The following is a 26,057-nucleotide window of genomic DNA, read 5'->3' on the forward strand; positions in this document are numbered from 1 at the left end:
GGCCGCACGATCACCGAGCCGGGTCGCCGCCCACGAACGTGAGGGCGTCGGCCCGGCTCCGGCCGCTGCCCCGGGCGTACGCGGCGGCGTATCCGTCCTCGCCCAGCTCGGCGCGCAGCCGCTCGGTGAGCCGCTGCGCGTCCGGGTTGGACCGGTCCGGCCGGCCGCGCAGCGAGTCGGATACGCCGAGCAGCTCGGCCGCCCGCTCGTACCGGCCCTCCGCCGAGGACAACGCCGCCCAGCCGACCGCGATGATCGCGACCACCGGCATGTCCCGGGCGGCGAGGCTGCGCGTGGTCGCCTCGTCGAGGCACCGGCGTGCCCCCGGCAGGTCACCGCGGGCCAGCGCCAGGTGACTCGTCTCGGTCAGCAGCAGGGCGTGGAACTGCGGGGCGGGAAGCGGCGTCTCCGCCTGGTGGCGCGTCGCCTCGGCGAGGCACTCCCGCGCCTCGTCCAGCGAGCCGTCGGAGCGGGCGATGCTGCCGAGCATCATCAGCCCGAACGCCGCGTCCCGCCCGTCCCGGCCGGTCACGAACCGGCGCAGTTCGGCCTTGGCGCCGGTCACGTCGCCGGCGCGGGCGCGGATGGCCGCGAGCCAGATCAACTGGAAGCCCGGCTCCGAGGCCGGGTTGAGTTCCCGGGCCAGCCGCACCGACTCCTCCAGAGCCTCGGTCGCCGCCGCGAAGTCGCCGCGTTTGGTGAGCGCGTCCGCGTACTCGCTGAGCACGTGCGACAGGCTCATCCGCTCACCGACCGCGCGCAGCTCCCCGGCGGCGTCGGTCAGGTCGCGCAGCGTGCCCTCGGCGTCGCCGTCGTTCTCCTTGAACTTGCCGCGGATCGCCAGCAGCGTGCCGTCGGTCCACGGATCGGGGTGCCCCCGCGCCCGGTCGATCGCGGCGATCCCGGCCGCTGTGTCCTCGCCGAAGATCGACAACATCGGCGCCAGCAGCCCCACGATCGGGTGCCCGGTCCCCTCCGCCGCCCGCAGCGCCGCCGTCAGCTCCGCGATCTGCTCCGGCGACGGCCCCCGCTCCCCGTTCGCCAGCTCCGCGCCGATGCGGATGGCGAGCACCACCGCCCGCTCCTCCGCCGGCGCCGGGCCGGGCAGCGCCAGCGCGCGGGCCAGCACGTCGCCGCCGATGCCGCCGGTGTCGCCCCAGATCACCAGCGGCAACGCGAGCCCCGCACCGATCCGCAGCGCGGTGTCGGCGTCACCGGCGTCGCAGGCGTAGTGCAGCGCGCCGACGATGTTCTCCCGTTCCGCCTCCAGCAGGCGCAGCCACGGCAGTTGACCGGCGGTGCGCAGGTGCGGCTCCGCGGTCCGGACCAGGTCCCGGAAGTACGCCGCGTGGGCGGCGCGCGCCCCGGCCGTCGCCCCGGCGGCGGCGAGCCGTTCCAGCCCGTACTCCCGGATGGTCTCCAGCATCCGGAACCGCCCGTCGCCGACCACCTGGAGCAGCGACTTGTCGACGAGCGCGTCGAGCAGCGCGGCGGCGGCCGGGCCGGCGACGCCGGCCGCCGAGTCGGCGGTGACCGACGCCGGGAAGACGGCGAGCCGTTCGGCGAGCCGGCGCTCGTCGTCGGTGAGCAGCCCCCAGCTCCAGTCCACCACCGCCCGCAGCGTGCGGTGCCGGGGCAGCGCGGTGCGGCTGCCGCCGGTCAGCAGCCGGAATCGGTCGTCCAGACCGGCCGCGACCTGCCGCGGCGACAGCGTCCGCAGCCGCGCCGCGGCGAGTTCGATGGCCAGCGGCAGGCCGTCGAGCCGCCGGCAGATCTCCACCACGTCCGCCACGTTGTCGCCGGTCACCCCGAACCCGGCCCGCACCGCTGCGGCCCGGTCGCGCAGCAACTGCACCGACGGGTACGCGAGCGCGTCGCCCGGCGCCGCGTCCGCCGGTGGCAGCCGCAACGGGGGTACGGGGTCCAGCGCCTCACCGACGATGCCCAGCGGCTCCCGCGAGGTGGCCAGCACGCGCAGTCCCGGGCAGTGCCCGAGCAGTTCCTCGGCGAGCCGGGCGGCGGCCTCGACGACGTGTTCGCAGTTGTCCAGCACGATCAGCGTCTCGTCGGCGGCGATCGTCTCCACCAGGCGGCCGAGCGTGTCGCGGGCCGGCTGGCGTGCCGGTTCCAGCGTCCGGTCCCGCCGGCCGAGCGTGTCGAGCACGGCCCGTGGCACGTCCGCCGGGTCGGTGATCGGCGCCAGCTCGACCAGCCAGGCCCCGCCGGGTACGCCGTCCGCCAGCTCGCCCGCCGCCACGCTGGCCAGCCGCGTCTTGCCCGCTCCACCCGGCCCGAGCAGGGTGACCAGCCGGTTGCCGGCGAGCAGCCCGGTGAGCCGGCGCAGGTCCTCGTCGCGCCCGACGAACGTGGTGAGCGCGGCCCGCAGGTTGCCCCGCCGCGCCACGGGCGCCGGCCGCGGCAGGGCCGCCTCGCCGCGCAGCAGCTCCAGGTGCGCGGCCCGCAACTGCGGCGACGGGTCGACGCCCAGCTCGTCGGCGAGCCGCTGCCGGATCCGCTCGTACGCGCCCAGCGCCTCGGCGGGCCGCCCGGCGGCGGCGAGAGTCCGCAGGTGCAGTTCGGCCAGCCGTTCCCGCAACGGATGCGCGGCGGTCAGCTCCTCCAGCTCGGCGACCAGCAGCTCCGGCCGCCCGGTACGCAGTTCCGCCTCGATCCGGTCCTCCTGCGCGGTGAGCCGCAGTTCCGCCAGCCGCGCCACGGCCGCCGCCGCGTACGGGACGTCGGCGACCTCGGCCAGCGCCGGCCCCCGCCACAGCGCGAGCGCGTCGCCCAACGTCGTACGCGCCGTCGCCGGGTCCCCGTCGCGAAGCGCCGCCCGCCCCTGCCGGGTCAGCCGTTCGAACCGCCCGGCGTCCACGTCGTCCGGGTCGAGATCCAGCCGGTAGCCGGCCGGGCCGCTGCGTACGCCGAGCCCGGGCACCGCCCGGCGCAGCCGCGACACCAGCGTCTGCACCGCGTTCGCGGTGTCGGTCGGCGGCTCGTCACCCCAGAGCGCCTCGGCCAGCGCGGACACGCTCACCGGCCGGCCTGGGTCGAGGGCGAGACGGATCAGCAGCGCCCGCAGCCGCGCCCCGGCGACGCCGACCGGCCGATCGCCGTCGCGGACCTCAAGCGGCCCGAGGATCCCCACCTGCACCGTGCCACTCTCTCATTCCCCGCAGACCCGATGCTGGCAAGATCGCGGGCGTGACGAGTGTGTCCCGCCCGCTGCCCCGGCTCGTACCGGCCGAGGCGTTCGCGGACGTCCCCGCCGACCGGCTCCTGGCGGTGCTGGAGGCGGTCACGATGGTCCTCACGCTCCCCCACCGCGCCGCCGAGCGGGTGGACGCGCTCGTGGTGCCCACCGGCCAGGGCGAGGACTGGCGTCTCACCGACGCGATCCGCGCCTGGGAGACCGGCCCGGCAGTGCGGCACCTGCTGGTGGCGAACACCGATCCGGCCGAGCGGACCTACCACCCGCTGACGCTGGACCGGCTGCGGGGACTGGGCCTGCGCCGGGTCGACGGGGTGGTGCTCCAGGCCGAGCCGGTCACCGGCACCGGCCGGCAGGCCGTGTGGATCGTGGAGCGGGTACGGGCGCTGGGCATCGGCAGCGTCGCGCTCGTCGTCTCGCCGTACCACCTGGTCCGGGTCTACCTCACCGTGCTGCGGGCCTGCGACGACGCCGGCCTGCGGATCCCGATCGTCCCGCTGCCCGTGGCTGTCGCACCGGACGCCCCGGTGCCGGAGACCGGCGCGGCCGGGTACGACCTGGTGGCCGGCGAGGTCAGCCGGCTGCTCCGCTATCCCGGCGAGGGTTGGATCGCCAGCCCGGAACGGCTGCGCGACTACCTGCGCTGGCTCTGGTCCGAGCACCGCCTTCTGCTCACCGGCGCCTGAGGGTTCACCGCCGCGGGAGCGCGTCGACGGCCGGCGGGCTACGCGTCGGGGATCCGGACCGTGAGCACCCGGGTGAGGATGCGGAAGCCGGCCGCGTCGTACATGCGGCGGGCCGGGTTGCCGTCGACCACCGACAGGCCGACCGACGGCAGCCCTGCCTCGCGTGCGCCGCGCAACGCGTGCACGAGCAGCGCGCGGCCGAACCCCCGGCGCTGCGCGCGGGGCGCGACGCCCAGGTTGAGGATCCAGACGCAGTCGTCGTCGGTCCACGGCACCGGCCCGGCACACAGCACGTGCCCGGCGCTGCGGCCGTCCGGGTCGATCAGCCGGGCCGAGGCGGGCACCAGCGGCGGCACCGGCTCGCCGGTGTCGAACATGGCCCGTACCTCCTCGGTGTCGCCGGGCTGCCAGCGGCCGTCCGGGTGGTCCGGGCCGTACGCGGCGTCCAGCCCTTCGGCGAGGTCGTCGTCCCAGCCGGGGGCGCCGAGCGACCAGCCGTCCGGCAGCACCACCGGCTCGGGTACGTCGGCCAGGGCGTGCCGCATGTCCGTGGCGGCCCGCTCCAGGCGCAGGCCGTCGGCGATCAGCGCGGCGGCCAGTGCGTCGTCGGGTGTCTCCAGCCGGTGCCCGGCGAGGTCACGCCGCACCTGCGCGACGAGCCCGGCGAGCGGTGCCCCGGGCAGTGGCCGGACCTCGGCCGCGACAGGCGTGCCGTCGTCGTCCCGCAGCCGCATCCGGGCCAGCTCGGTGTCGTCGTCACCGAGCAGCAGCGAGTCTTCCGGGGCGTCGCGGTGCGGTCCTACCGGCATTCGCGGGAGCGTACCGTCCCCCTGCCGTGGGGCCTGGGCCTAGGGTTGGGGGGTGGGCAGGGTCGATCGGGGTGGACGGACGATCGCCGCGAGCCGGGCGGCGGTGTACGACGCGCTCGTCGACCGGGCCGCCCTGGAGGCGTGGCTGCCGCCGGACGGGATGCGCGGACGCATCGAACACTGGGATCCGCGCCCGGGCGGCGGGTTCCGGATGGTGCTCACCTACCTCGACCCGGCCGGCGCCCCCGGCAAGACGTCGGACGCCACCGACGTGGTCGACGTCGGGTTCGCCGAACTCGTACCGGGGCGGCGGGTGGTGCAGACCGCCGTGTTCCAGGCCGACGACCCGGCGTACGCGGGCACCATGACCATGACCTGGCACCTCGGCGCGGCGGGCGGCGGCACCGAGGTGACTGTCACCGCGACCGGCGTGCCGCCGGGTATCGACCAGACGGCCCACGAGGAGGGCATCGCGTCCTCGCTGGCGCACCTGGCCGCGTACCTCGAACCAGGCGCCTGACCACGACGGAGGCGGCCGGGCGGTCGTGGCCCGTCAGTCGTCGCCGCGGACCCGGGCGTGCAGATGCATGTCGTGCCGCCCGTCGTCGTGGACGGCGGCGCTGCGGGTGGTGCCCTCCAGCCGGAACCCGGCCTTGACCGCGACGCGGCACGACGCGAGGTTGTGGGTGGAGTGGTCCAGCCAGAGCCGGTGCAGCCGGCCCTCGGCGAGCGCCCACGCGCTCAGCGCCCGCAGCGCCCGCGAAGCCACGCCCGCGCCCCTGGCGGCCGGGACCACCCAGTACGCGCACGCGGCCACGCCGTCGGCGAGGTCGACGCCGCCCATGGCGATGCGGCCCACCACCTCGCCGCCGCCGCGCGTCACCGCCCAGCCCGCGCCCGCCTCCTGCTGCCAGGCCCGGTGGAGGTGGGCGAACCAGTCGAGCACCTGCTCCTCCGACGCGGGCCGGCGGGTGTGCCAGCGGCGGATCTCTGGATCCTGGTACGCGGCCAGGACAGCGGGCGCGTCGGCCGGCTCCCACGGGCGCAGGATCAGGCCATCATCGGCGGGCAGCGTCGGTTGCGGGCCTGCGGCGAGGCTGCCGGCGGGGACGGCGGGCGGTGTCGACAGGGGAAAGCGCATGCCTCACCTTCCACTACGGACCGTCGGCTTACCACCCGCCCGCGTGAGCGTGGGCGGGCCTGCTGCGTCACTCTCGTCTCCTCGTTCACCGGCAACAGACGCCGGACGGCACCGCAGCTATCCCGGAACCGGAGAAACGATCCACCGGCACCGTCACCGGCCGCCTACACTGCGCCGCGTGGACCAGGCCGCGCCGCACACCGTCAGCTCCCTCGCGTACGACCTGCGCGCGCTCGGCGTCGCCCCAGGTGACGTCCTGCTGCTGCACTCGTCGTTCCGGAGTCTCGGGTTCGTCGCCGGCGGCACCGAGGCGGTGGTGCGGGCGCTCCTCGACGCGCTCGGGTCGGGCGGCACCCTGGTCGTGCCGACGCACACACCGGAGAACACGGACCCGGCGCAGTGGCGGCATCCGCCCGTACCAGAGGCGTGGTGGCCGGTCATCCGCGAGCAGAGGCCCGGCTTCGACCCGTCGTGCACGCCGAGCCGGTGGATGGGCGCCGTCGCCGAGACGGTACGCACCTGGCCGGGCGCCCGGCGCAGCGACCACCCGCAGGTGTCCTTCGCCGCGCTCGGCGCGCACGCCGCCGACATCGTGGACGGACACCGCCTCGACGACGCGCTGGGCGAGCACTCACCGCTGGGCGCGGTGTACCGGCTCGACGGCACGGTGCTGCTACTCGGCTGCGACCACAGCTCGAACACCTCGCTGCACCTGGCGGAGTGGCGCCAGGCGTCGCCGCCGCGGGCGGTGACGGGCTCGGCGGTACGCATGCCGGACGGCACGAGCCGGTGGACCACCTGGACCGACGTCGTCACCGACGAGGACGACTTCGACCGGCTGGGCGCCGACTTCGAGGCGACAGGCGACGCGACGACCGGCCGGGTCGGCAGCGCGCCGGCCCGGCTGATGCGCCAGCGCGCACTGGTCGACTTCGCAACCGCCTGGATGGCCGCGAACCGCACACCCTGACCCGCCCGCCGCGCCCGCCGCGCCCGCTCCGTCGATCTTGGACTTATGGTGCCTCGGATGTCCCGCTAGTGGCGTTTGCGAGGTGCCACAACTCCAAGATCGATAACGGGTGGACGCTCGGACGGGACGGGGCGAAGGGGTTACGGTGGGCCGCTAGACTCCCCGGCTCACCAGCAGGACGTGGGAGCGTACGTGATCAGACTGTTCCGGAGCAGGAAGCCGGCGTGCCGCTGCCGTCCCCAGTGGCCGGCCCTCGTCACGGAGATGAACGGCTACCTCATGCCGTGCCTGCCGTCCGAACACGGCAGCCCGTTCACCACGATGATGGAGCTGTCAGCCCGGTGTGCCGAGTGCTCCGCGGCGTACCCGGGCAACTTCGTCATCGATCCCGACACGCCACCCCCGTTCGACTGGGCACACGAGCCGGAGAACACCGTGTGCTCCTGCGAGCCCCGATCGCCGAAGCTGATGGTCAAGTTGCGGGGTCAGTGGTTTCTCGGCCACCCGGGCACAGATGGCGGGTCAACGGCGAAGCCGGCCATGCGACGTGGTCGATGGCGAGCCACGGAGCGGCGGCCACGGCCGTGGGCGTGAGCCCGGTGATCGCGGTGACGTCGCGGTGGAGGTGGGACTGGTCGGCGTACCCGCTCTCGGCGGCGACGCCGGCCGGGGTGCGGTCGGCCGCGAGCAGGTGGGCGGCGTGGTCGAACCGCACCAGCCGGGCGGCGCGTTTGGGTGTGATGCCGAGCTGGGACCGGAAGCGGGACCACAGACGCTTACGGCTCCAGCCCACCTCGTCCGCCAGGCCGTCGACCCGCAGGCGCCCTCGGCTGGTCAGCGTCCGCCGCCATGCGTGGGCGACCTCGGGATCGATCCTGCGGAGTGCGGGCCGCCGGCCGAGGATCTCCGCCACGATCGCGAACCGCTCGTCCCAGGACGTGGCGGCGCGCAGCCTGTCCTCGGCTCGCCCGGCGTCGCGGCCCCAGATCTCCTCAAGCGGCACGACCACCCCGGTGAGCTCGGCCGACGCGTGGAGAACGGTGGCCGCCACGGCGGGCTCCAGCCGAATCTGGAGGCAGTCGACCCGCGATCGGCCGGCTGCCCGGAACCCGCCGGGAAGCAGCCCGACGGCGACGCTGCCGCGATGGTCCCGGCCGTGGGCGTCGTAGACGGTGTAGTCGCCCTTGCCCAGGTCGAGCAACAGGGTGACGGCTGGATGCGCCACCATCGCGATCTCCCACGGCACGCCCGCACGTCGGCGGAACCCGGCCATGCTGATCCCCGGCAGCCGACATGACTGGCGCGGGACCGCGACGTCCACGTCCGACCACGCCCAGTCGGATGAGGGCCCACTTGACGGCACGTGACCAGCCTATGCCTGAGGGGTGACGGGCGGGGTGCCGCCGCTACTCGCCGCCGCGAAGTCCAGCAGCAGTTCGCCGGTGGTCGCGGGCGCTTCGAGGACGGACATGTGCCCGACGCCGGGCAGCAGCTCGACCCGCGCGTTCGGCACCGCGTCGTACCGGTGCACCGACGCCGGATCCCAGCGCGGGTCGGCAGCGCCGAAGATCACCAGCACCGGCACTTCGAGCGCGGCGATCCGCTCGGGCACGCCGCGCTCGGCGATGTACTCGGCGTTGTGGCGGAGAACCGTCCTCATCGTGCGGTAGGTGAGGCCGCGTACCTCGGCCACCATCTCGTCCCGGATGTCCACCGGGCGAGCGGCCGTCGCACCGATGCCCCTGCGGATCCACCCGTCCGGCCGGATCGACCAGATGAGCGGACCGAGCAGCGGCCCCAGCAGTACGCGGAGGACGACCGGCTGCGGAAGGAGCACGTCAAGGCTCGGACCGGTGCTGATCAGGGCGAGCGACGCCACCAGGTCGGGGCGCTGTTCGGCGAGCGCGGTCCCGACGTAGCCGCCGCTGGAATGTCCGGCCACCGCCGCCCGGCGAACGCCGAGGTCGTCGAGGACCGCTGCCACCCGGTTCGCCTGGGCGACCACGTCGTACGACGGCGCGGGCGCGGACCGGCCGCACCCCGGGAGGTCGACCCGAATGACGTGATGGTGGGCGGCCAGTGCCGGGACCATCAGGCCCCAGGAGGCGCTCGCGGCACCCGAGCCGTGGATGAGTACCAGCGGCGGCGCCTGCCGCGGGCCGTCGTGGACGACATGTATGCCGTGCGGGTGCTCGACGTCGTGCTGGGTCATGTAGGCGATGGTGCGCGGGGCATCGGGTGCTCGTCTTGGACAAATGTCTGAGTCGGTCGCCGGCCCGTCGACCTGGCCCGGCGCGATCATTCATCCGGACAACGCGCCGTCACAGCGGGTCGCCGAGGCTCATCCGCCCCGGCCGGTCTCTGGCGAGGCGTGGCTCGGGACAGAGCCCTGGGATCGCCGAGGTCCTGCCGACCGGCGCCCGGTCCAGCCGGCCCATGGTCGGCACTGCGTCCGCCATGTATCGTCGCGCTTCCGCAAGATCGAGAGACAGGAATAAGACGTGACGGTACGACGGCTCGGGCTCTGCGTGGCGGTCGCCGCGATGCTGCTCACCGCTTCGGCGTGTGGCAGCGCCGACGAGATGCCGAGCACGCCCACCGTGGCGGCGAGCACATCCACGGAGTTCCCCCTCGCGACGCCCGCGGCGCCGACTGCGACACCGAGCCTCGCACCCGAGCCCTCGTCGACCCCCCGGCCCTCGGAGACCCCACGGACTGCGGGGACCTCCAGGTCCTCGACGGCCCCTGCGGCGCCGCCCACGACCAGGAAGGCCACTCAAGTGGCCACCGCCAGCAACAAGGCGGCCTGCACCGCCCTCAAGGGCCCGTTGGAGAAGGCCATCGCCGGCCTGATCACCCTGGCCGGGGTCGCCGCCGCCTCGACAGTGGAGGCCGAGATCGTCAACGCTCGGGCGGAAGCGCTCGACCGGTTGCGCAACCTCGAGGTGGTGACGAACCGGGTGGCCGGCGAGCAGGCGGACCGCACGCTGCGGAGCAAATTCGCGCCGCTCATGATGGCCGCAGGCCGGAAGGCCGCCGAGATCCGCTCGATCAAGCCGACCCAGGTGGAAGGGCTCGTGAAGGTAGCGAGCGACACGGCTGCCCTGGAGGCTGCGGTCGACAAGCTCGAGCCGATCTGCGGCAGGTACTGGTAGCTCGGCTGAGCAGGAGGTTTCGGGTGGTGGGGCGGGCGGGGTTCGAACCCGCGACCGAGGGATTATGAGTCCCCTGCTCTAACCGGCTGAGCTACCGCCCCGTGACCGCGCCGGATCGTAACCCGCCGATCGTTGCCCGGACCACCACCCACCGGGCGGAAGTCTGCCGCGACAGCACGATGGGCAACGCGAGGATAACAACGCGCAACCCGCCCACCAACGCGTCACGCGCCCCGCAGGTCGGCCACCACGGCACCGGCCGTACGCCATCCGCTGGCGAGCGCGCCCTGGATGGACGGGCTGTCGCGGTGGTCCCCGGCCACGTACTGGCCGTCGCCGAGCGCGACCGGCTTGCGCAGCCGGCCCTGCGGTGGCGGGGCGGCGGGGAGCGCGTCCGGCACGGCGACTGTGGTGAGGTGGGTCCAGTCGGCGGTGGAGCGGCCGTAGAGGCGGTCCAGTTCGCGCCGGATCACCGGTTCGGGCGGGGCCTGCGGGCCGACCACCGAGGTGGCGATGAGGTGCCGGCCGTCCGGCGCGTACGTGGGCGCGGCCCGGCTCACCACCACCGTGTTGGCGATCATTTCGCGCCGGTCGCCGTCGAGCAGCAGGATCGGCTCGTCCAGGGGCGCCGTGCCGGTGCTGTGGTAGTAGGTGGTGTAGGCGTGCATGCGTACCCGAGGAAGACCTGGCAGCAGCGTGGCCGCCGCCGGCGGGTCGACGGCGACCACGACGGCGCGGGCGGTGATCTCGCCGGACGGGGTGCGGACCCGGCCGGGGCCGACCTGGGTGACCGGGGTGTTCAGCTCGATCAGTTCGGCGGGCAGCGGCGCGGCGAGCGCCCTGGGCAGCGCCTGCATCCCGTCCGCCGGGAGGCCGATCCTCCCCCGGGCGAAGGAGCGCATGACGACCGCGAGGACGTGGCTGGAGGTGGCCAGCTCACGGTCGAGCAGCACGCCGGACAGGAACGGCCGGAGCAGTTCCTCGATGATCGCGTCGGAGAGCCCGGCCCGGCGCAGCGCCTTCTCGGCGGTGGTCTCGGGCGTGCCGAGCAGCCGCCCGACCGGCACCGTCGCGTAGCCGGCGGCGAGCGCGGCGAACCGCAACCTGTCGGTCAGCGACCCGATTCCGGCGGTGAGCGTGCCGGGCGCGCCGCTGGGTTCGCGCAACGGGTTGGCCAGGCGTTCCAGCCGGTCGCCGCGACGCACCAGCACCCCGGAGGTGAACCAGCCCAGGTCGAGCGCGTCGAGGTCGACCAGGCCGCCGAGCCGCGGGTACGCGGTGTTGAGCACCTGGAAGCCCCGGTCCAGCAGGAACCCGTCGACGCGGTCGGTGGCGACCCGCCCGCCGAGCCGGTCGCCCGCCTCCAGCAGCCGCCACGGCACACCGGCGCGGTGCAGCCGCCGGGCGGCGGCGAGACCGGCCAGGCCGCCGCCGACGACCACCACGTCCGTGTCAGGCACGGTCCACCCCCGCCCCGGCGCGGTCGCCCTCACGGTGCGACCGCGACAACCGGCCCGGCCACCAGACCTTCGGCCCGATGTCGTACGCGAGCGCGGGCACCAGCAGCGAGCGGACCACGATGGTGTCCAGCAGTACGCCGACGGCCACCGCCACGCCCAGCTCGACGAGCACCACGAGCGGCAGCACGGCGAGCGCGGAGAACGTGGCGGCGAGCACGATGCCGGCGGAGGTGATGACGCCGCCGGTGACTGCCAGCCCGGCGAGCACACCGGCTCGGGTGCCCCGGCGCACCGACTCCTCGCGGACCCGGCTCATCAGGAAGATGTTGTAGTCGATGCCGAGCGCGACCAGGAACACGAACGCGAACAGCGGGAACGACTGGTCGACGCCGGGGAAGTCGAAGACGTACCGGAACAGCAGCGCGCACAGGCCGAGCGTGGCCAGGAACGACAGCACCACTGTGGCGATCAGCAGCACCGGGGCGACCAGGGCGCGCAGCAGCAGGGCCAGGATGACCGCGATGACCAGCAGCACCACCGGGATGATGACGTCGCGGTCGCGTACCGAGGCGTCGGCGGTGTCCACGTTGATCGCGGTGAAGCCGCCGACCACGGCGTCGGCGCCGGGTACCCGGTGCACCGCCTCGCGCAGGTCGCGGATGGTGCGTTCGGCGCCGTTGCTGTCCGGCGGGTCGGCGAGCGTGACGTCGAGCTGCACCCGGCCGTCGACCACCTTGGGGGGCGCGTTCGGGTCGGGCGGCGCGTTCTCGCCCCGCTCGCCGAGCGGCAGCACCGAGGCGACTCCCGGTACGCCCTGCGCCACCTGGGCGACCTGCCGGGCGGTGGCCTGGGTGGTGAAGATGAGGGCGGGGCTGCCGGTGCCGGCCGGGAAGTGCCTGTCGATGACCTCCTGCCCGGCCACCGAGTCGGTGCGCTGGGTGAACAGCTGGGACTGGCCGAGCGTGGTGGCGCCGAGCTGGGTCACCCCGATCGCGAGGGCGGCGAGCACCACGGCGGTGACGGCCCAGACGGTACGCGCGCGGCGCGCCACGAACCCGGCGATCCGCCCCCAGATGCCGTGCTCGGTGCGCGGGTCGGCCTGGTCGTAGCGGGGTCGCCGGGGCCAGAACGCCCACCGGCCGCCGAGGACGAGCAGCGCGGGCAGGAACGTGAGCATCACCAGCAGCGTGGCGGCGATGCCGACGGCGCTGACCGGGCCGAGCGCCCGGTTGGAGTTGAGGCTGGACAGCAGCAGGCAGAGCAGGCTGACGATGACTGTGGCGCCGGAGGCGATGACGGCCGGGGCGGCGCCCTTCCAGGCGGCCCGCATCGCGTCCCAGGGCCGCTCGTACCGGTGCAGTTCCTCCCGGTAGCGGGCGATGAGCAGCAGCGCGTAGTCGGTGCCGGCGCCGAAGACGAGCACGGTGAGGATGCCCTGCGCCTGCCCGTTGAGCTTGACGATGTCGTGGTCGGCGAGCAGGTAGACGAAGACGGCGGCGAGCGAGTACGACATCCCGGCGGCCAGCAGCGGGAAGATCCAGAGGACCGGGCTGCGGTAGACGACGAGCAGGATGACAAGCACCACTGTCAGCGTGACGAGCAGCAGCGGCCCGTCGATCGCGCTGAACACCTCGATCAGGTCGCCGAGCAGCCCGGCGGGTCCGGCCACGTCGACGGTGAGCCCGTCGCGGTCCGGGCCGGCGATGTCGCGCAGGCGTTGCACCACGGACCGGATCTGTTCGCCCTCGGCGCTGTCGATCGGCACGATCACCTGGGCGGCCTGCTTGTCCTGGCTGACGACCGGTGGCGGCAGCGGGCCGACCACGCCGGGCACCTCGGCGAAGCGGTCCGCATCGGCCTGGATGCGCTGCTGGTCGGCCGGGGTGAGGCCGCCGGGTCGTTCGTAGACCACGAGTGCCGGGGTGGTCTCGCGGTCGACGAATCCGCCGGCCAGGTCCTGCGCCCGGGTGGCCTCGGCGTCGGCCGGCAGGAAGGAGGCGTTGTCGTTTGTGGAGACCTCGCCGAGCTTGCCGGAGTAGGGGCCGGCGATGCCGCCGACGATCAGCCACCCGAGCACCACCGCCACCGCGATCAGCGTCGCGGTCCAGCGACTGCGTCCTGCGGCCATCTCCACCGTCCTCGAATCGACGCATCAATCGACGCAGCGGGAGTCTAAGTCGACGCTGAACATCCTGCCGGGCGAACGAGGACTCGGGGGCGGAAACCGGGCAGCCGGGCATCGCCGGGGCCACCGGAACGACGAACGCCCGTCGGCGATGCCGACGGGCGTGACGTGGAGCGAAGCTCCCCCGATTGGACTCGAACCAATAACCTGCCGGTTAACAGCCGGCTGCTCTGCCAATTGAGCTACAGGGGACCGTGCACCGCTCGGTGCGGATCTCTCCGCTCCGTGCGACGGGGACAAGAGTACAGGACATCGGGGGGTGGTACGCCAGGGGGTTACCGGAGGAGGACCCGACCGGGCGGACGCGCCAGGATTCCGGACAAATCGTCATCTCGGCACAGGGAGGCATGAGCGGAGAGCAGGATGGGTAGTTAGCCGTCGACAGAGAACGCAGGCGCGAGACGGTCGTTCCGCCGAGCTGGCGGGAAACCGGCGAGAGCGTCAGGTACGGAAGGAGCCGCCATGCGCGGAAAGATCATGTTTCTTGGCGGGCTGGCTGCGGGATTCGTCCTGGGCGCCCGTGCCGGCCGGGAGAAGTACGAGGAGCTGGTGGTCCGCGGGCGCAAGGTGCTCGACCACCCGACCGTCCAGGAGGCGGCCGGGGTCGCGCAGGCCCAGGCGAACCGGCTCTACTCGGAGGGCAAGGACAAGCTGGGACAGACCAAGATCGGTGAGAAGCTCGCCACCGGCAACGGCGGCAAGCCGGGCATGACCGACGCCGACAAGCCGTTCGCCGGCACGCCGGCCTCGGTCGGCAGCCGCAGCGCCAACGGCACGGCCTCGACCAGCACGTCCGGCTCGACCAGCACGACCGGCACGAGCACCAAGCCGTCCAGCACCGGCAACACGCTCTGACAACAGCGGACAGCGGGCCGGTCACCTCCGGGTGACCGGCCCGCTTCCGTGCGCCTGGGCCCGGGTGTGGCACATTCTCGGTGGGGAGGTGGCGGCATGCCGATGGTCGGACCGGAGACGGTGGATCAGGCGCGGCTGCTGCGCCTGCTGCGCGACGACGGTCCACGCTCCCGGGTCGAGCTGGCCGACCTGCTCGGCCTGCCCCGGGCCCGGTTCGCCGCCGAGGTGGAGCGGCTGACCGCGCTCGGCCTGGTGGAGGGCGCCGGACCGGCCGCGTCGCGAGGCGGACGCCGCTCGTCGCTGCTGCGCGTCGGCGCGCAGGTCCGGTTCGGCGCGGTACTCGTCGGCGGCGGCGTCCTGCGGGTCGCGCTCACCGACGGCGAACTGAACCCGCTCGCCCGGCACGACGAACCGGTGGACGTGCGGCTCGGCCCGGACGTGGTGGTCGGGCGCGTCGCCGAACTGCTCGGCAAGCTTCGCGTCGAGGCGGGACTGACGTCACTCACCGGCGTCGGCGTCGCGCTGCCCGCGCCGGTCGAGGTCCGCGACGGCACGCCGGTGTCCGCGCCGGCCCTGCCCGGCTGGCACCGCTTCCCGGTACGCGACACGCTCGCCGCCGAGCTGGGCTGCCCGGTGCAGGTGGACAACGACGCCAACGCGATGGCCCTCGGCGAACGGCACGCCGGCACCGGCCGCCCGTTCGACGACTTCCTCTACGTCAAGCTGGGTGAGGCGGTCGGCTGCGGGCTGGTGCTCGCCGGGTCGCTCTACCGGGGCGCGGCCAGCGGGGCCGGCGACATCGGCCATCTCCAGCTCACCGAGGACGGGCCGCTCTGCGGCTGCGGCAACAACGGGTGCGTCGAGGCGTACTGCGGGGATGCCGCACTGGTGCGGGAGGCGGTGACGGCCGCGCGGGCGGGGCGCTCGACGGCGCTGGCGGACCGGCTCGCGGCGGCCGGGACGCTGTCGGTGGCCGACGTGGCGTCGGCGGCCACCGAGGGCGACGCGGCGGCACAGACACTCGTCCGCGACGCCGCGCGCCGGCTCGGCCGGGTGCTGGTCGGGCTGGTCAGCTTCGTCAACCCGGCCATCGTCATCATCGGCGGGGCGCCGGCCGGGACCGGGCCGGTCCTGCTCGCGGAGATCCGGAGCGTGGTCTACCGGCGCTCCACACCGCTGGCCACCGGCAGCATGCCGATCGTCCTGTCCGACCTCGGCGACACCGCCGGCCTGCTCGGCGCAGCCCACCTGGCCAGCAACCACACCTACACCGCCCGCTGACCCACCCCACCCCACCCTCTTCGCCCCGCCGATCTTGCAGTTGCGGCCCCTGTGATGCCGCTTATTCCCGTTTCGGGAGGGCCGCAACTGCAAGATCGCGGGCGCGAGAGGACGGAGGGCGGGGCGGGAGGGTGGGTGGGGTGGGTCAGTCGCGGCTGGTGAAGGCGGCGTCGAAGGCCGCGGACGGGGCGTCGAAGGCCAGGCGGCGGACGAACTGGAATGCCTCCGGCGCGCCGACCAGGCGGTCCATGCCGGCGTCCTCCCACTCGACCGAGATCGGGCCGTCGTAGCCGATCGCGTTCAGCGCCCGGAAGCAGTCCTCCCACGGCACGTCGCCGTGGCCGGTGGAGACGAAGTCCCAGCCGCGCCGCATGTCGGCCCAGGGCAGGTGGGAGGAGAGCCGTCCGCGCCGCCCGTCCCCGGTACGGACCTTCGCGTCCTTGCAGTCGACGTGGTAGATCCGGTCGGCGAAGTCGAAGATGAAGTTCACCGGGTCCAGCTCCTGCCAGACGAAGTGCGACGGATCCCAGTTCAGCCCGAACGCCTCCCGGTGCCCGATCGCCTCCAGCGTGCGCTTCGTGGTCCAGTAGTCGTACGCGATCTCGCTGGGGTGCACCTCGTGCGCGAACCGCACGCCCACCTCGTCGAAGACGTCAAGGATCGGGTTCCACCTGTCGGCGAAGTCCTGGTAGCCGCGCTCGATCATGGCTGGTGGCACCGGCGGGAACATCGCCACGGTGTGCCAGATGGACGAACCGGTGAAGCCGACGACGGTGCGTACGCCGAGCTTCGCCGCCGCCCGCGCGGTGTCCTTGATCTCCTCGGCGGCCCGCTGCCGCACCCCCTCCGGCTCGCCGTCGCCCCAGATCCGGGCCGGGAGGATGTCCTGGTGCCGCTCGTCGATCGGGTGGTCGCAGACCGCCTGCCCGACCAGGTGGTTGGAGACGGCGAACACCTGGAGGTTGTGCCTGGCGAGGGTGTCCCGTTTGCGCTCCACGTACGAGTCGTCGGCGAGTGCCTTGTCCACCTCGAAGTGGTCGCCCCAGCAGGCGATCTCCAGCCCGTCGTAGCCCCACTCGGCGGCGAGCCGGCAGACCTCGTCGAACGGCAGATCGGCCCACTGGCCGGTGAAGAGCGTGATGGGTCGCGCCATTGTCCTTCTCCCCTGCGGTGATGGGGGATTCCGTCGCGGACCGGGGCGAGGACGACCGGAGGCGGCACGTGGGCACCGGTGGACGCCGCGGCGTCTGCTCCCGGGCGGGTTGCGCCTCCCGCCGGGTCACCGGCCACCTCGCGGTCGCCCGCCGGCGCGGCCGGGGAATCCCGGTCCGGCCCCACCGGCGGGCCGTGCTGGTCGTGCCGGCGGACTCCGGCGGCACGCTCGCCGGCGCCGGCCTCGTCCCACCGCGGGGCGCAACCGCGGCGGGCCCTCGCCGGCCGGTGCCGGTGAGTGTCGGCGGACCGCACGGGGCCCGCCTCGGGTCAGGCGGAGGCGTCGGCCAGAGCGGGCTCCACCTCCGTCCAGGCGGCCCGCTCGGCCGAGCGGGTGACCGCGTCGAGCACGAGCTGGACCTGCAACGCGTCGGCGAACGACGGGGCCGGGTCGGCGCCGGTGGCGACCGCCTCGACGAAGTCGCGCGCCTGGTGGGTGAAGGAGTGCTCGTAGCCGATGATGTGGCCGGGCGGCCACCACGCACCCAGGTACGGGTGCTCCGGCTCGGTCACCAGGATCCGGCTGAAGCCCTGTTCGGCGCTGGGTCGGGTGGCGTCCAGGAACTCCAGCTCGTTGAGGCGTTCCAGGTCGAACACGACGCTGCCGCACGAGCCGTTGATCTCGACCCGCAGCGCGTTCTTACGGCCGGTGGCGAAGCGGGTCGCCTCGTACGTGGCCAGCGCTCCCCCGTCCAGCCGGGCCACGAACACCGCCGCGTCGTCCACTGTCACCTGCCCCATCGCGCTGCCGTTGCCGTCGGCCCGCGCGGCCAGGCCGCTCGACCCGGCCACGAGGGGCCGCTGGCGGACGAACGTCTCGGTCAGCGCGCTGACCCCGGTGATGAGCTGACCGGCGACGTACTGGGTCAGGTCGATGATGTGCGCGCCGATGTCACCGAGCGCGCCGGAGCCCGCCCTGTCCTTCTGCAACCGCCACACCAGCGGGAACTGCGGATCGACGATCCAGTCCTGGAGATAGGTCGCCCGGACGTGCCGGATCTCGCCGATCCGCCCGTCCGCCACCAGTTGCCGCATCAGGGCGACAGCCGGCACCCGCCGGTAGTTGAAACCGCACATGGCACGTACCCCGGACTCGCGTGCCCGGGCCGCGGCCCCGGTCATCTCGCGGGCCTCGGCCACGCTGTTCGCCAGCGGCTTCTCGCACAGCACGTGCTTGCCCGCGGCGAGCGCGGCGAGCGCGATCTCGCGGTGGCTGTCCCCCGGCGTGCAGATGTCGACCACGTCGATCTCGTCGGACTCGACGAGCCGCCGCCAGTCGGTGGTGTAGCCGTCCCAGCCGAGCCGGTCGGCGGCCTCGGCCACCTTCGGTTCGTCCCGGCCGCAGACGAGCGCCATCCGCACCCGCGCCGGCAGGTCGAACACCCGGTTCACGGTGCGCCACGCCTGGGAGTGCGCGGCGCCCATGAACGCGTAGCCGACCATGCCGACGCGCAGGATGCTGTCGTGACTGGACAAGGTGGGTCTCCCCCCGTGTGTCAGAACCCGAGCTTCAGGTAGTCGCCCGCGTTCTCCTTGGTGATCGTCTCGGAGGCGAGCACGATCTCCTTCGGTACCTGGAGTTCGACCAGGTCGGACATGCCCTTGCCCTGGCCGATCAGGCGGGCCAGGGAGATGGCCGAGGAGGCCATCGACGGGCTGTAGGTGACTGTGGCCTTGAGGACCGTGTTGTCGGCGGCGATGTCCTCCATCGCCTTCTTCGAGCCGGCGCCGCCGACCATGATGAATTCCTTGCGGTTGGCCTGGTTGACCGCCGCGAGCACGCCGATGCCCTGGTCGTCGTCGTGGTTCCAGACCGCGTCGAGCTTCGGCAGAGCCTGGAACAGGCCGGTGGCCGCCTGCTGCCCGGAGTCGACTGTGAACTCGGCCGGCCGCCGGTTGGCGACCTTGAATCCGTACGAGGCGAGCGTGTCGGCGAACCCCTTCGACCGTTCCTGGGTCAGCTCCAGCGACTCGATGCCGGGGATCTCGCCGATCACCGGGTTGCTCACGCCCTTGGCCTTCAGCTGCTCGGCGATGTAGGTGGCGGCGGCCACCCCCATGCCGTAGTTGTCGCCCTTGATCTGGCACCGGTAGGCGCGCGCGTCCGGGAAGGCCCGGTCCAGGTTCACCACCGGGATGCCGGCCTTCATCGCCTCCAGCCCGAACGCGTTGAGTTCCTTGCCGTCGTGCGGCAGCAGCACGATCACGTCCGGCTTCTGCGAGATCAGCGTGGACAGCGCCGCGCGCTGGGCCGCCGCGTCCGCGCCGGCCTCGACCGACTTCAGCTCCACGTCCTGGTACGCCCCGGCCTGCGCCTTGGCGTTGTTGGTGATGGCGGCGATCCAGCCGTGGTCGGCGGCCGGGGCGGAGAAGCCGATGCTCACCTTCTTGCCCGGCTCGGTGCCGGCGCCGGAACCGGCCGCCTTGGTCTGCGCCTCGGTCGGGCTCTGCTCGTTGCTGGTGCAGCCGGCGAGCAGCACCCCGGCGGAGACGGCGGCCCCGCCGAAGAGCAGCCGGCGGCGGGACAGGTCATGGCGCGGTGTTCTCATGACGCCTCCTGGGATGAGGTGGTGGGGTGGTTGCGGGTGTGGCGGGCCGGACCACCGTCGGTACGACGGCAGCCGGGTGTGCGCGGGTGGGGTCAGGTGGTGGTGGCCCGGTTGCGGGCGAGGAACTGGGTGAGACTGCCGAACTGCACCTGCTGGACCAGGACGGCGGCGACGATGATGCCGCCCTTGACCATGTTCTGGGCCTCGGCGGAGAGGTTGTTGATGGCGAACAGGTTGGTGATGGTGGAGAAGATGATCACCCCGAGCAGGGAGCCGATGATCGTGCCCCGCCCGCCGCTGAGCAGCGTGCCGCCGATGATCGCGGCGGCGATCGCGTCCAGCTCGTAGAGGTTGGCCATCGCCGCCTGCGCGGAGGTGGCCTGCGCGGTCAGCATGACCGCGGCGATGCCGCAGCACAGGCCGGACAGCGCGTAGAGCAGCACTGTGTGCCGGCGGACGTTGATGCCGGCGAGCCGGGCCGCCTCCGGGTTGCCGCCGACCGCCACCGTACGGCGGCCGAACGTGGTGCGGTTCAACAGCACCCAGCCCGCCGCCACCACCGCCACCAGGATGTAGACCAGCAGCGGGATGCCGAGCACGTTCGTGCTGGCGATGCCGTTGATGAACGTGTTGCCCGACACCTGGGTCTGCTTGTCGGAGATCTCCGCCGCCAGCCCCCGGGCGGCGACGAGCATGGCCAGCGTGGCGATGAACGGCACCAGCCGCCCGTACGAGACGAGCAGCCCGTTCACCACGCCGACGGCGAGCCCGACGGTCAGCGCGGTGAAGATCATGCCGCCCGCACCGTAGCTCTGCGTGGCCACAGTGGTGCACCACACCCCTGCGAGCGCGACGATCGCGCCCACCGACAGGTCGATGCCGCCGCCGATGATCACGAAGGTCATACCGACGGTGACCACGCCGACCACCGAGGCGAGCTTGAGGATGGTGAGCGTGTTGCCCCACACCCAGTTCGGGTCGCCGTAGAGGTCGGGGCGGGTCAGGACGCCGATGACCACCAGCACGACGAGCGTGGCGAGCAGGCCGAGGTTGCGCTTGGCGCCCTCACCGCCGTCGCCGCGCCACCAGGAGAGCTTCGCCGGCGCGTCGGCCTTCGCGGTCTCCGCCCGCTCCACCGGCGGCGACTGCGCGGGCAGGGCGGATTCGGTCACGTCGCTCATGCCGGCGCCCCGCTTCGCGCGGCGCCGCCACGAGACTCTCCGGCGCTGTGTCGATGATTCGCTCGCTGTCGCTCGCTCATGCCGGCGCCCCGCTTCGCGCGGCGCCGCCACGAGACTCTCCGGCGCCGTGTCGATGATTCGCTCGCTGTCGCTCGCTCATGCCGGCGCGCCTTCCATGAGGGACCCCGCCATGACGAGGTCGAGCACTGTGTTCTCGTCCAGTTCGCCGGCCGGGGCCTCACGTACCACCCGGCCCTCCCGCATCACCAGCACCCGGTCGGCCAGGCCCAGCACCTCGGGGACCTCGCTGGAGACCAGCAGCACCCCCACACCACGGGCGGCCAGATCGCGGATCACCTGGTACAGCTCGGCGCGGGCGCCCACGTCCACGCCCCGGGTCGGCTCGTCGAGCAGCAGCAGCCGGGTGCCGCCGAGCAGCCACCGCCCGACCACCACCTTCTGCTGGTTGCCGCCGGACAGCGTGCGCACCGGCCGGCGTACGTCCCGGGGCCGCAGCTCCAGCGACGCGGCGACGCGGTCCGCCTCGGCGCGCTCCCGGGCGGCGTCCGTGAAGCCGAGGCGGGCGTACCTGCCGAACGTGGCGAGCGTGACGTTGCGGTAGACCGGCTCGCCCAGCAGCAGCGCCTGGCTCTTGCGCTCCTCCGGCGCCATGCCCATCCCGGCCCGTACCGCCGCGCCCACACTGCCGGGACGCAGCACCCGGCCGTCGACCCGGACCGTCCCGGCGTGCGCCCGGCGCGCGCCGAAGATGGTCTCCAGCAACTCCGAGCGGCCCGAACCGACCAGCCCGGCGATGCCGACGATCTCTCCCGCCCGGACCCGGAGCGAGACGTCGGCGAACTCGCCGGGCCGGGTCAGCCCGTCCACCCGCAACAGCTCCGCGCCGCCCCCGTGGCCGGGCGGGCGCTTCGGGAAGACGTACTCGATGGTCCGCCCGGTCATCCGGGCGACCAGGTCGCGGGTCGGTGTCTCGCGGGCCGGCAGGCTCGCCGCCGTGGTCCGGCCGTCCTTGAGTACGGTGACCCGGTCGCCGATCTCGCGGATCTCCTCCAGCCGGTGCGAGATGTAGACGACCGCGATGCCCTGCGCGGTGAGTTCGCGGATGATCCGGAACAGGTTCGCCACCTCGTCGTGGGCCAGCACGGCGCTCGGCTCGTCCATGATGATCAGCCGGGCCTCGTGGGACAGCGCCCGGGCCATGCTGACGATCTGCTTGCCGGCGGCGGGCAGGTGCCGCACCAGCCGTCCCGGCGGGATCTCCGGGTGGCCGAGGCGGGCCAGGATCTGCCGGGTATGCCGGGCCGTGTGCCCCCGCCGGACGAACCCGAACCGGCGCGGCTCGTGACCGAGGAACGCGTTCTCCGCCACCGACAGGTCGTCGACCAGATCGAGTTCCTGGTAGATGGTGGCGATGCCGGCGCGCATGGCGGCCTGTGGATCGGCGAACGAGGCCGGCTCGCCCCGCCAGAGCACCTCGCCCGAGTCCGGCCGGTGCACCCCGGCCAGCACCTTGATCAGTGTGGACTTGCCGGCGCCGTTCTGCCCCAGCAGGCAGTGCACCTCGCCCGCCCGCACCTCCAGTCGCACGCCGTCGAGCGCGCGTACCCCCGGGAACGTCTTGACCACGTCGGTGAGGCGCAGCACCACCTCGCCCGCGACGGCGCCCGCGCCCGCCTTCCTCGCGCTCACGCTGCTTCGCCCTTCGTTCGCGACTGCGGGGCTCGCAACACCGGCTCACTCCTCGCGCTCACCGAGCCCGCCCCCGTTCGCGACTGCGGGGCTCGCAACACCGGCCCGCTCCTCGCGCTCACCGAGCCCGCCCCCGTTCGCGACTGCGGGGCTCGCAACACCGGCTCACTCCTCGCGCTCACCGAGCCCGCCCCCGTTCGCGACTGCGGGGCTCGCAACACCGGCTCACTCCTCGCGCTCACGCTGCTTCGCCGAACGCGAGGTCGCTGGCGAGCACGGCCGCGCCGGCGACGCCGGCGCGCGGGCCCAGCTCGGACAGGACGACGGGCAGGTTGCCGGTGGCCAGCGGCAGCGACCGGCGGTAGACCACACTGCGGATCTCGGCGAGCAGGATGTGGCCGAGCTGGGCGAGCCCGCCGCCGATGACGATCATCGACGGGTTGGTGAAGCTCACCAGCCCGGCCAGCACCCCGCCGACCCGCCGGCCGCCGTCGCGGATCAGCCGGATGCAGGTGACGTCCCCCTCGACCGCCCCCTGCGCCACGTCCAGCGCGGTCACCGCACCCCGGGCGGACAGCCGCTCGGCCAGCACCGGGGACGTCTCGGCGCGGGCCGCGACCGCCGCCTCCCGGGCCAGCGCGGCGCCGCTGAACACCGCCTCCAGGCAGCCGAGGTTGCCGCAGGAGCACATCGGACCGTTCGGGTCGACCTGGATGTGACCGATGTCCCCGGCGCAGCCGTCGGTGCCCCGGTAGACCTCGCCGTGCAGGTAGATGCCGCAGCCGATGCCGGTACCGATCTTGATGAACAGGAAGTCGTCGACGGAGTGGGCCACGCCGCCGTGCCGCTCCCCGATCGCCATGATGTTGACGTCGTTGTCGACCACCGCCGGGCAGCCGTGCTCGCGGGTGAGCAACTCGCGGACCGGGAACCGGTCCCAGCCCGGCATGATCGGCGGGGAGACCGGCACGCCGTCGCGGAAGCTCACCGGCCCGGGTACGCCGATGCCGACCGCGTCGAGCCGCTCGTACGCGCCCTCCACCCTGGCCTTGTGCAGCAGCTCGTTCACCCGCTGGAGCGTCACCTTCGGGCCGGAGCGGATGTCAGCGGCCTCGGTGTAGGCGGCCACCGCCTCCAGCCGGCCGTTCACCACCTCCACGTCGATCGAGCTGGCACCCAGGTCGACGGCGGCGAAGCGCAGGTGCGGGCTCAGCTCGACGAGCGTGGATCGTCGCCCGCCCCGCGAGGCGGCCAGTCCGGCCTCGGCCACGTACCGGAGGGAGACGAGCCGTTCCAGCTCGGCGACCAGTCGCGGGCGGGGCATCTGGAGCCGGTCGCCGAGTTCGGCGCGGGACACCGGGCCCTCGTCCCGGAGCAGCCGCAGCAGCCGTACGTGCAGGGGGTCGACCGTCCGCACCGGCAGTCACCTCCGCATCGGAGTCCGCCACATCGACGATGACGATGTGTGTCGTGCCCGACACAGTAGGAGCCTTCCGGGTCGCATGTCCATAGCTTCGGCACGCACGATGCAAACTTTTGTCCATACGAACAAAAGCATGGCGTGGATCATGAAAAGCAGCACCCCGCCCGTATTCCTTCCGGGCGGGGTGCTGCGGTTTTCGGGTCAACGGGAGTTCTTCCGGTCCTTCTTGCGCAGCTTGCGGTCGTCACGCAGCTCCACGTAGGGCTCCTCGTCGGCCGGGTGCCCGGCCGCGATGGCGCGGCTGCGCTCCAACTCGGCGTCGAACTCCGCGCCGAGCAGGATGGCGACGTTGCTCAACCACAGCCACACCAGGAAGATGATCACGCCGGCCACCGCGCCGTACGTCTTGTTGTACGAGCCGAAGTTGCTGACGTAGAGCGCGAACAGGCCGGAGACCACCAGCCAGAGCACCACCGCGAGCACGCCACCCGGACTCACCCAGCGGAAGCCACCGTGCCGGGCGTTCGGCGAAGCCCAGTAGAGGATCGCGAACATCAGGCTCACGATCAGCAGCAGCACCGGCCACTTGGCGATGTTCCACGCCGTCACGGCGGTCTCGCCGAGCCCGATCGCGTTTCCCGCCTGCTCGGCCAGGCCGCCGGTGAACACCACGATCACGGCGCTGACGAGCAGCATCACCCCGATCACCGCGGTCACGCCGAGGCGTACCGGCAACGTCTTCCAGATCGGCCGCCCCTCCGGCACGTCGTAGATGCTGTTCGAGGCGCGCATGAACGCGGCGATGTAGCCGGAGGCCGACCAGAACGCCGCCACCAGACCGACAATCGCCGCGATGCTCGCCAGCCCGCCGGACTGGCCGGCCTGGTCGATCGCGCTCTCGATGATGCGTCGGATGTTCGGCTCCGGCACCGCCTGCCCGACGGTGTCCCGTACCCCCTCGGTGGCCCGGTCGCCGAGCAGGCCGAGCAGCGAGATCAGCACCAGGACGCCCGGGAAGATGGAGAGCACGCCGTAGTAGGTGAGCGCGGCGGCCCAGTCGGTCAGGCTGTCGTCCTGGAACTCCCGTACGGTCCGCTTGAGCGTCGCCATCCAGCGCGTGCCAGAGAGGTCGGCCGGGCTGTCCGGCCCGTCGTCGGGCCCCACCGGCCCCACCCGGTCCCGCCCGGCCGGCCGGTCGCCCCGGTCGCGGGGTGCGGGCCGGCCTCCGGCACCGGGCTGGTCGTGCGAAGCGGGGGCGTCGTCGTGCCCGTCTCGGGCGTCGTCGTGGACGTCGCGGGCGGCCATGGCACCTCCTGATCGGCATGTCGTCCCGGACGACATGCCCTGACGGCGGCGGCGATAACCACCGCGCCCGCAACCGGCCACTCGACCGCCACCCGTCGCCCCGCTCACCCCGTCGGTTGGCGCCCCACTCGGGCTTCCACCGCGTCATGCCAATGCCTTGCTCTGCAGCCACCCGCGCGACAAACACGCTCCGTGATCATGTGCGCCGACGGATGCAGAGCAGCAAGGGCGACGCGGCACCCTCACCGGCACCCCGCCACCCCTTCCGCGACAGTGGCGACTTGTCGGCCGCCACAAATATCCACTCGCGCAATATCTCGACGGTCGTCACGGCGAGTGGAACGTCATGGGTGTCTCCGCCCGCCGTTGACACCCATGACGTTCCACTCCCCGGAGCCGGCGGCGCGGTTGGGCGAGCGGGCAGACCGGGGCGCGCATGACGACACCGCCGGCTCGACGAAGCGGCGGTGTCGTCGCGGGACCGATGTCACCACCTCGGCGAAGTCGCTACGGGCGTGGTCGCGCGCGGTCCCGCCAGCGGCTCACCCGCCGCTCGACGCCCCGGCGGCGTGGCCGACGCCAGGGCGGACAGCCCGGCTCGGGCCGGTACGGCGGGTGCCGCTCCCACGAGAGGACACCGGACCTATCGACCACGTTCCGTGACGGCAGCAGTTCCAGGGGAACGCGTTTGCATCGTTGCAGAAACCGCCCGCCCACAGTCGTGAGTGAGCTGCGAGAGACCGCCCTCAGCCATTGCGAAACGGTTTCAAGAAATGAGTCCCATGAGTGAGCGAAGCCCCATTCCGTCACTCATTGCAATCACGATCGGCAATGTTCCCACCATGCGCGCTATTCGCGTATCGTGCCCCCTCGTGCCGTCCGTTCGCCCCCCCGACGCGACTCCCCCCAAACCCCGGCCGCCGT

At 73.3% G+C, this 26,057-nt stretch carries 20 protein-coding genes and 2 tRNA genes; 6 read left to right on the forward strand and 16 right to left on the reverse strand.

What is annotated here, in order from left to right; translation table 11 throughout:
- Window positions 1–10 precede the first annotated feature (10 nt).
- Window positions 11–3,154 carry a BTAD domain-containing putative transcriptional regulator gene (locus AB0D28_RS22440; RefSeq protein ID WP_357388587.1) on the reverse strand — a complete coding sequence of 1,048 codons (3,144 nt, stop codon included), beginning with the start codon at window positions 3,152–3,154 and terminating at the stop codon, window positions 11–13.
- Window positions 3,155–3,213: 59 nt separating this feature from the next.
- Here AB0D28_RS22440 and AB0D28_RS22445 point away from each other — a divergent pair, with 59 nt between their 5' ends.
- Window positions 3,214–3,897, forward strand: a complete 684-nt coding sequence (locus AB0D28_RS22445; protein ID WP_357388672.1) for a hypothetical protein — start codon at window positions 3,214–3,216, stop codon at window positions 3,895–3,897.
- 38 nt (window positions 3,898–3,935) lie between these two features.
- On the opposite strand, the gene AB0D28_RS22450 is transcribed toward AB0D28_RS22445, so the two are convergent.
- Window positions 3,936–4,706 (reverse strand): GNAT family N-acetyltransferase, encoded by a 771-nt coding sequence (locus AB0D28_RS22450; protein ID WP_357388589.1) that lies wholly within the window; start codon window positions 4,704–4,706, stop codon window positions 3,936–3,938.
- 52 nt (window positions 4,707–4,758) lie between these two features.
- Between AB0D28_RS22450 and AB0D28_RS22455 the strand changes: the two genes are divergently transcribed.
- A complete protein-coding gene (locus AB0D28_RS22455; RefSeq protein WP_357388591.1) occupies window positions 4,759–5,226 on the forward strand; it encodes an SRPBCC family protein in 468 nt (155 codons plus the stop codon).
- A 33-nt stretch (window positions 5,227–5,259) separates the two neighbouring features.
- On the opposite strand, the gene AB0D28_RS22460 is transcribed toward AB0D28_RS22455, so the two are convergent.
- On the reverse strand, window positions 5,260–5,847 hold the full coding sequence (locus AB0D28_RS22460) for a GNAT family N-acetyltransferase (protein ID WP_357388593.1): 588 nt from the start codon (window positions 5,845–5,847) through the stop codon (window positions 5,260–5,262).
- A gap of 178 nt (window positions 5,848–6,025) precedes the next feature.
- On the opposite strand from AB0D28_RS22460, the gene AB0D28_RS22465 reads away from it, so the two are divergent.
- A complete protein-coding gene (locus AB0D28_RS22465) occupies window positions 6,026–6,817 on the forward strand; it encodes an AAC(3) family N-acetyltransferase (protein ID WP_357388595.1) in 792 nt (263 codons plus the stop codon).
- Between the two features lie 472 nt (window positions 6,818–7,289).
- On the opposite strand, the gene AB0D28_RS22470 is transcribed toward AB0D28_RS22465, so the two are convergent.
- Together AB0D28_RS22470 and AB0D28_RS22475 are read right to left on the reverse strand one after the other, a co-directional pair.
- On the reverse strand, window positions 7,290–8,090 hold the full coding sequence (locus AB0D28_RS22470) for a helix-turn-helix domain-containing protein (protein ID WP_357388596.1): 801 nt from the start codon (window positions 8,088–8,090) through the stop codon (window positions 7,290–7,292).
- A 99-nt stretch (window positions 8,091–8,189) separates the two neighbouring features.
- A complete protein-coding gene (locus AB0D28_RS22475) occupies window positions 8,190–9,029 on the reverse strand; it encodes an alpha/beta fold hydrolase (protein WP_357388598.1) in 840 nt (279 codons plus the stop codon).
- Window positions 9,030–9,597: 568 nt separating this feature from the next.
- Here AB0D28_RS22475 and AB0D28_RS22480 point away from each other — a divergent pair.
- Window positions 9,598–9,972, forward strand: coding sequence for a hypothetical protein (locus AB0D28_RS22480; RefSeq protein WP_357388600.1), 375 nt, complete (start codon window positions 9,598–9,600; stop codon window positions 9,970–9,972).
- Between the two features lie 24 nt (window positions 9,973–9,996).
- Here AB0D28_RS22480 and AB0D28_RS22485 read toward each other — a convergent pair.
- The 4 genes from AB0D28_RS22485 to AB0D28_RS22500 all read right to left on the reverse strand — a co-directional run bounded on the left by AB0D28_RS22485 (window position 9,997) and on the right by AB0D28_RS22500 (window position 13,809).
- Window positions 9,997–10,073 (reverse strand) — tRNA-Ile (locus tag AB0D28_RS22485).
- Between the two features lie 123 nt (window positions 10,074–10,196).
- Window positions 10,197–11,432, reverse strand: a complete 1,236-nt coding sequence (locus AB0D28_RS22490) for an NAD(P)/FAD-dependent oxidoreductase (RefSeq protein WP_357388602.1) — start codon at window positions 11,430–11,432, stop codon at window positions 10,197–10,199.
- Window positions 11,425–13,560, reverse strand: a complete 2,136-nt coding sequence (locus AB0D28_RS22495; protein WP_357388604.1) for an MMPL family transporter — start codon at window positions 13,558–13,560, stop codon at window positions 11,425–11,427. Before AB0D28_RS22495 ends, AB0D28_RS22490 begins: the two co-directional genes overlap by 8 nt.
- 176 nt (window positions 13,561–13,736) lie before the next feature.
- Window positions 13,737–13,809: transfer RNA gene (locus AB0D28_RS22500), tRNA-Asn, on the reverse strand.
- Between the two features lie 270 nt (window positions 13,810–14,079).
- Between AB0D28_RS22500 and AB0D28_RS22505 the strand changes: the two genes are divergently transcribed.
- Both AB0D28_RS22505 and AB0D28_RS22510 read left to right on the forward strand, forming a co-directional pair.
- The gene (locus AB0D28_RS22505) at window positions 14,080–14,472 is read left to right on the forward strand and encodes a hypothetical protein (RefSeq protein ID WP_357388606.1); all 393 of its coding nucleotides are present in this window, start codon (window positions 14,080–14,082) and stop codon (window positions 14,470–14,472) included.
- Between the two features lie 96 nt (window positions 14,473–14,568).
- Window positions 14,569–15,753 (forward strand): ROK family transcriptional regulator, encoded by a 1,185-nt coding sequence (locus tag AB0D28_RS22510; RefSeq protein ID WP_357388608.1) that lies wholly within the window; start codon window positions 14,569–14,571, stop codon window positions 15,751–15,753.
- 145 nt (window positions 15,754–15,898) lie between these two features.
- Here the strand turns inward: AB0D28_RS22510 and AB0D28_RS22515 are convergent, their stop codons facing one another.
- From AB0D28_RS22515 to AB0D28_RS22545, 7 genes are all read right to left on the reverse strand, one after another.
- Window positions 15,899–16,906 carry a sugar phosphate isomerase/epimerase family protein gene (locus AB0D28_RS22515; RefSeq protein WP_357388610.1) on the reverse strand — a complete coding sequence of 336 codons (1,008 nt, stop codon included), beginning with the start codon at window positions 16,904–16,906 and terminating at the stop codon, window positions 15,899–15,901.
- 329 nt (window positions 16,907–17,235) lie between these two features.
- Window positions 17,236–18,441, reverse strand: a complete 1,206-nt coding sequence (locus AB0D28_RS22520) for a Gfo/Idh/MocA family oxidoreductase (protein WP_357388612.1) — start codon at window positions 18,439–18,441, stop codon at window positions 17,236–17,238.
- Window positions 18,442–18,461: 20 nt separating this feature from the next.
- Window positions 18,462–19,514 carry a substrate-binding domain-containing protein gene (locus tag AB0D28_RS22525; RefSeq protein ID WP_357388614.1) on the reverse strand — a complete coding sequence of 351 codons (1,053 nt, stop codon included), beginning with the start codon at window positions 19,512–19,514 and terminating at the stop codon, window positions 18,462–18,464.
- A 92-nt stretch (window positions 19,515–19,606) separates the two neighbouring features.
- Entirely contained in the window at window positions 19,607–20,695 is a 1,089-nt protein-coding gene (locus AB0D28_RS22530) for an ABC transporter permease (protein ID WP_357388616.1), read from the reverse strand.
- Between the two features lie 156 nt (window positions 20,696–20,851).
- Window positions 20,852–22,405 carry a sugar ABC transporter ATP-binding protein gene (locus AB0D28_RS22535; protein WP_357388618.1) on the reverse strand — a complete coding sequence of 518 codons (1,554 nt, stop codon included), beginning with the start codon at window positions 22,403–22,405 and terminating at the stop codon, window positions 20,852–20,854.
- Window positions 22,406–22,643: 238 nt separating this feature from the next.
- Window positions 22,644–23,822, reverse strand: coding sequence for an ROK family protein (locus AB0D28_RS22540; protein WP_357388620.1), 1,179 nt, complete (start codon window positions 23,820–23,822; stop codon window positions 22,644–22,646).
- Window positions 23,823–24,029: 207 nt separating this feature from the next.
- Window positions 24,030–25,133: a YihY/virulence factor BrkB family protein gene (locus AB0D28_RS22545; protein ID WP_357388622.1), complete on the reverse strand. Its 1,104-nt coding sequence runs from the start codon at window positions 25,131–25,133 to the stop codon at window positions 24,030–24,032.
- Window positions 25,134–26,057: the final 924 nt, after the last annotated feature.

It is taken from the genome of Micromonospora sp. NPDC048169 (genome assembly GCF_040652815.1).
Taxonomy (GTDB): Bacteria; Actinomycetota; Actinomycetes; order Mycobacteriales; family Micromonosporaceae; genus Micromonospora.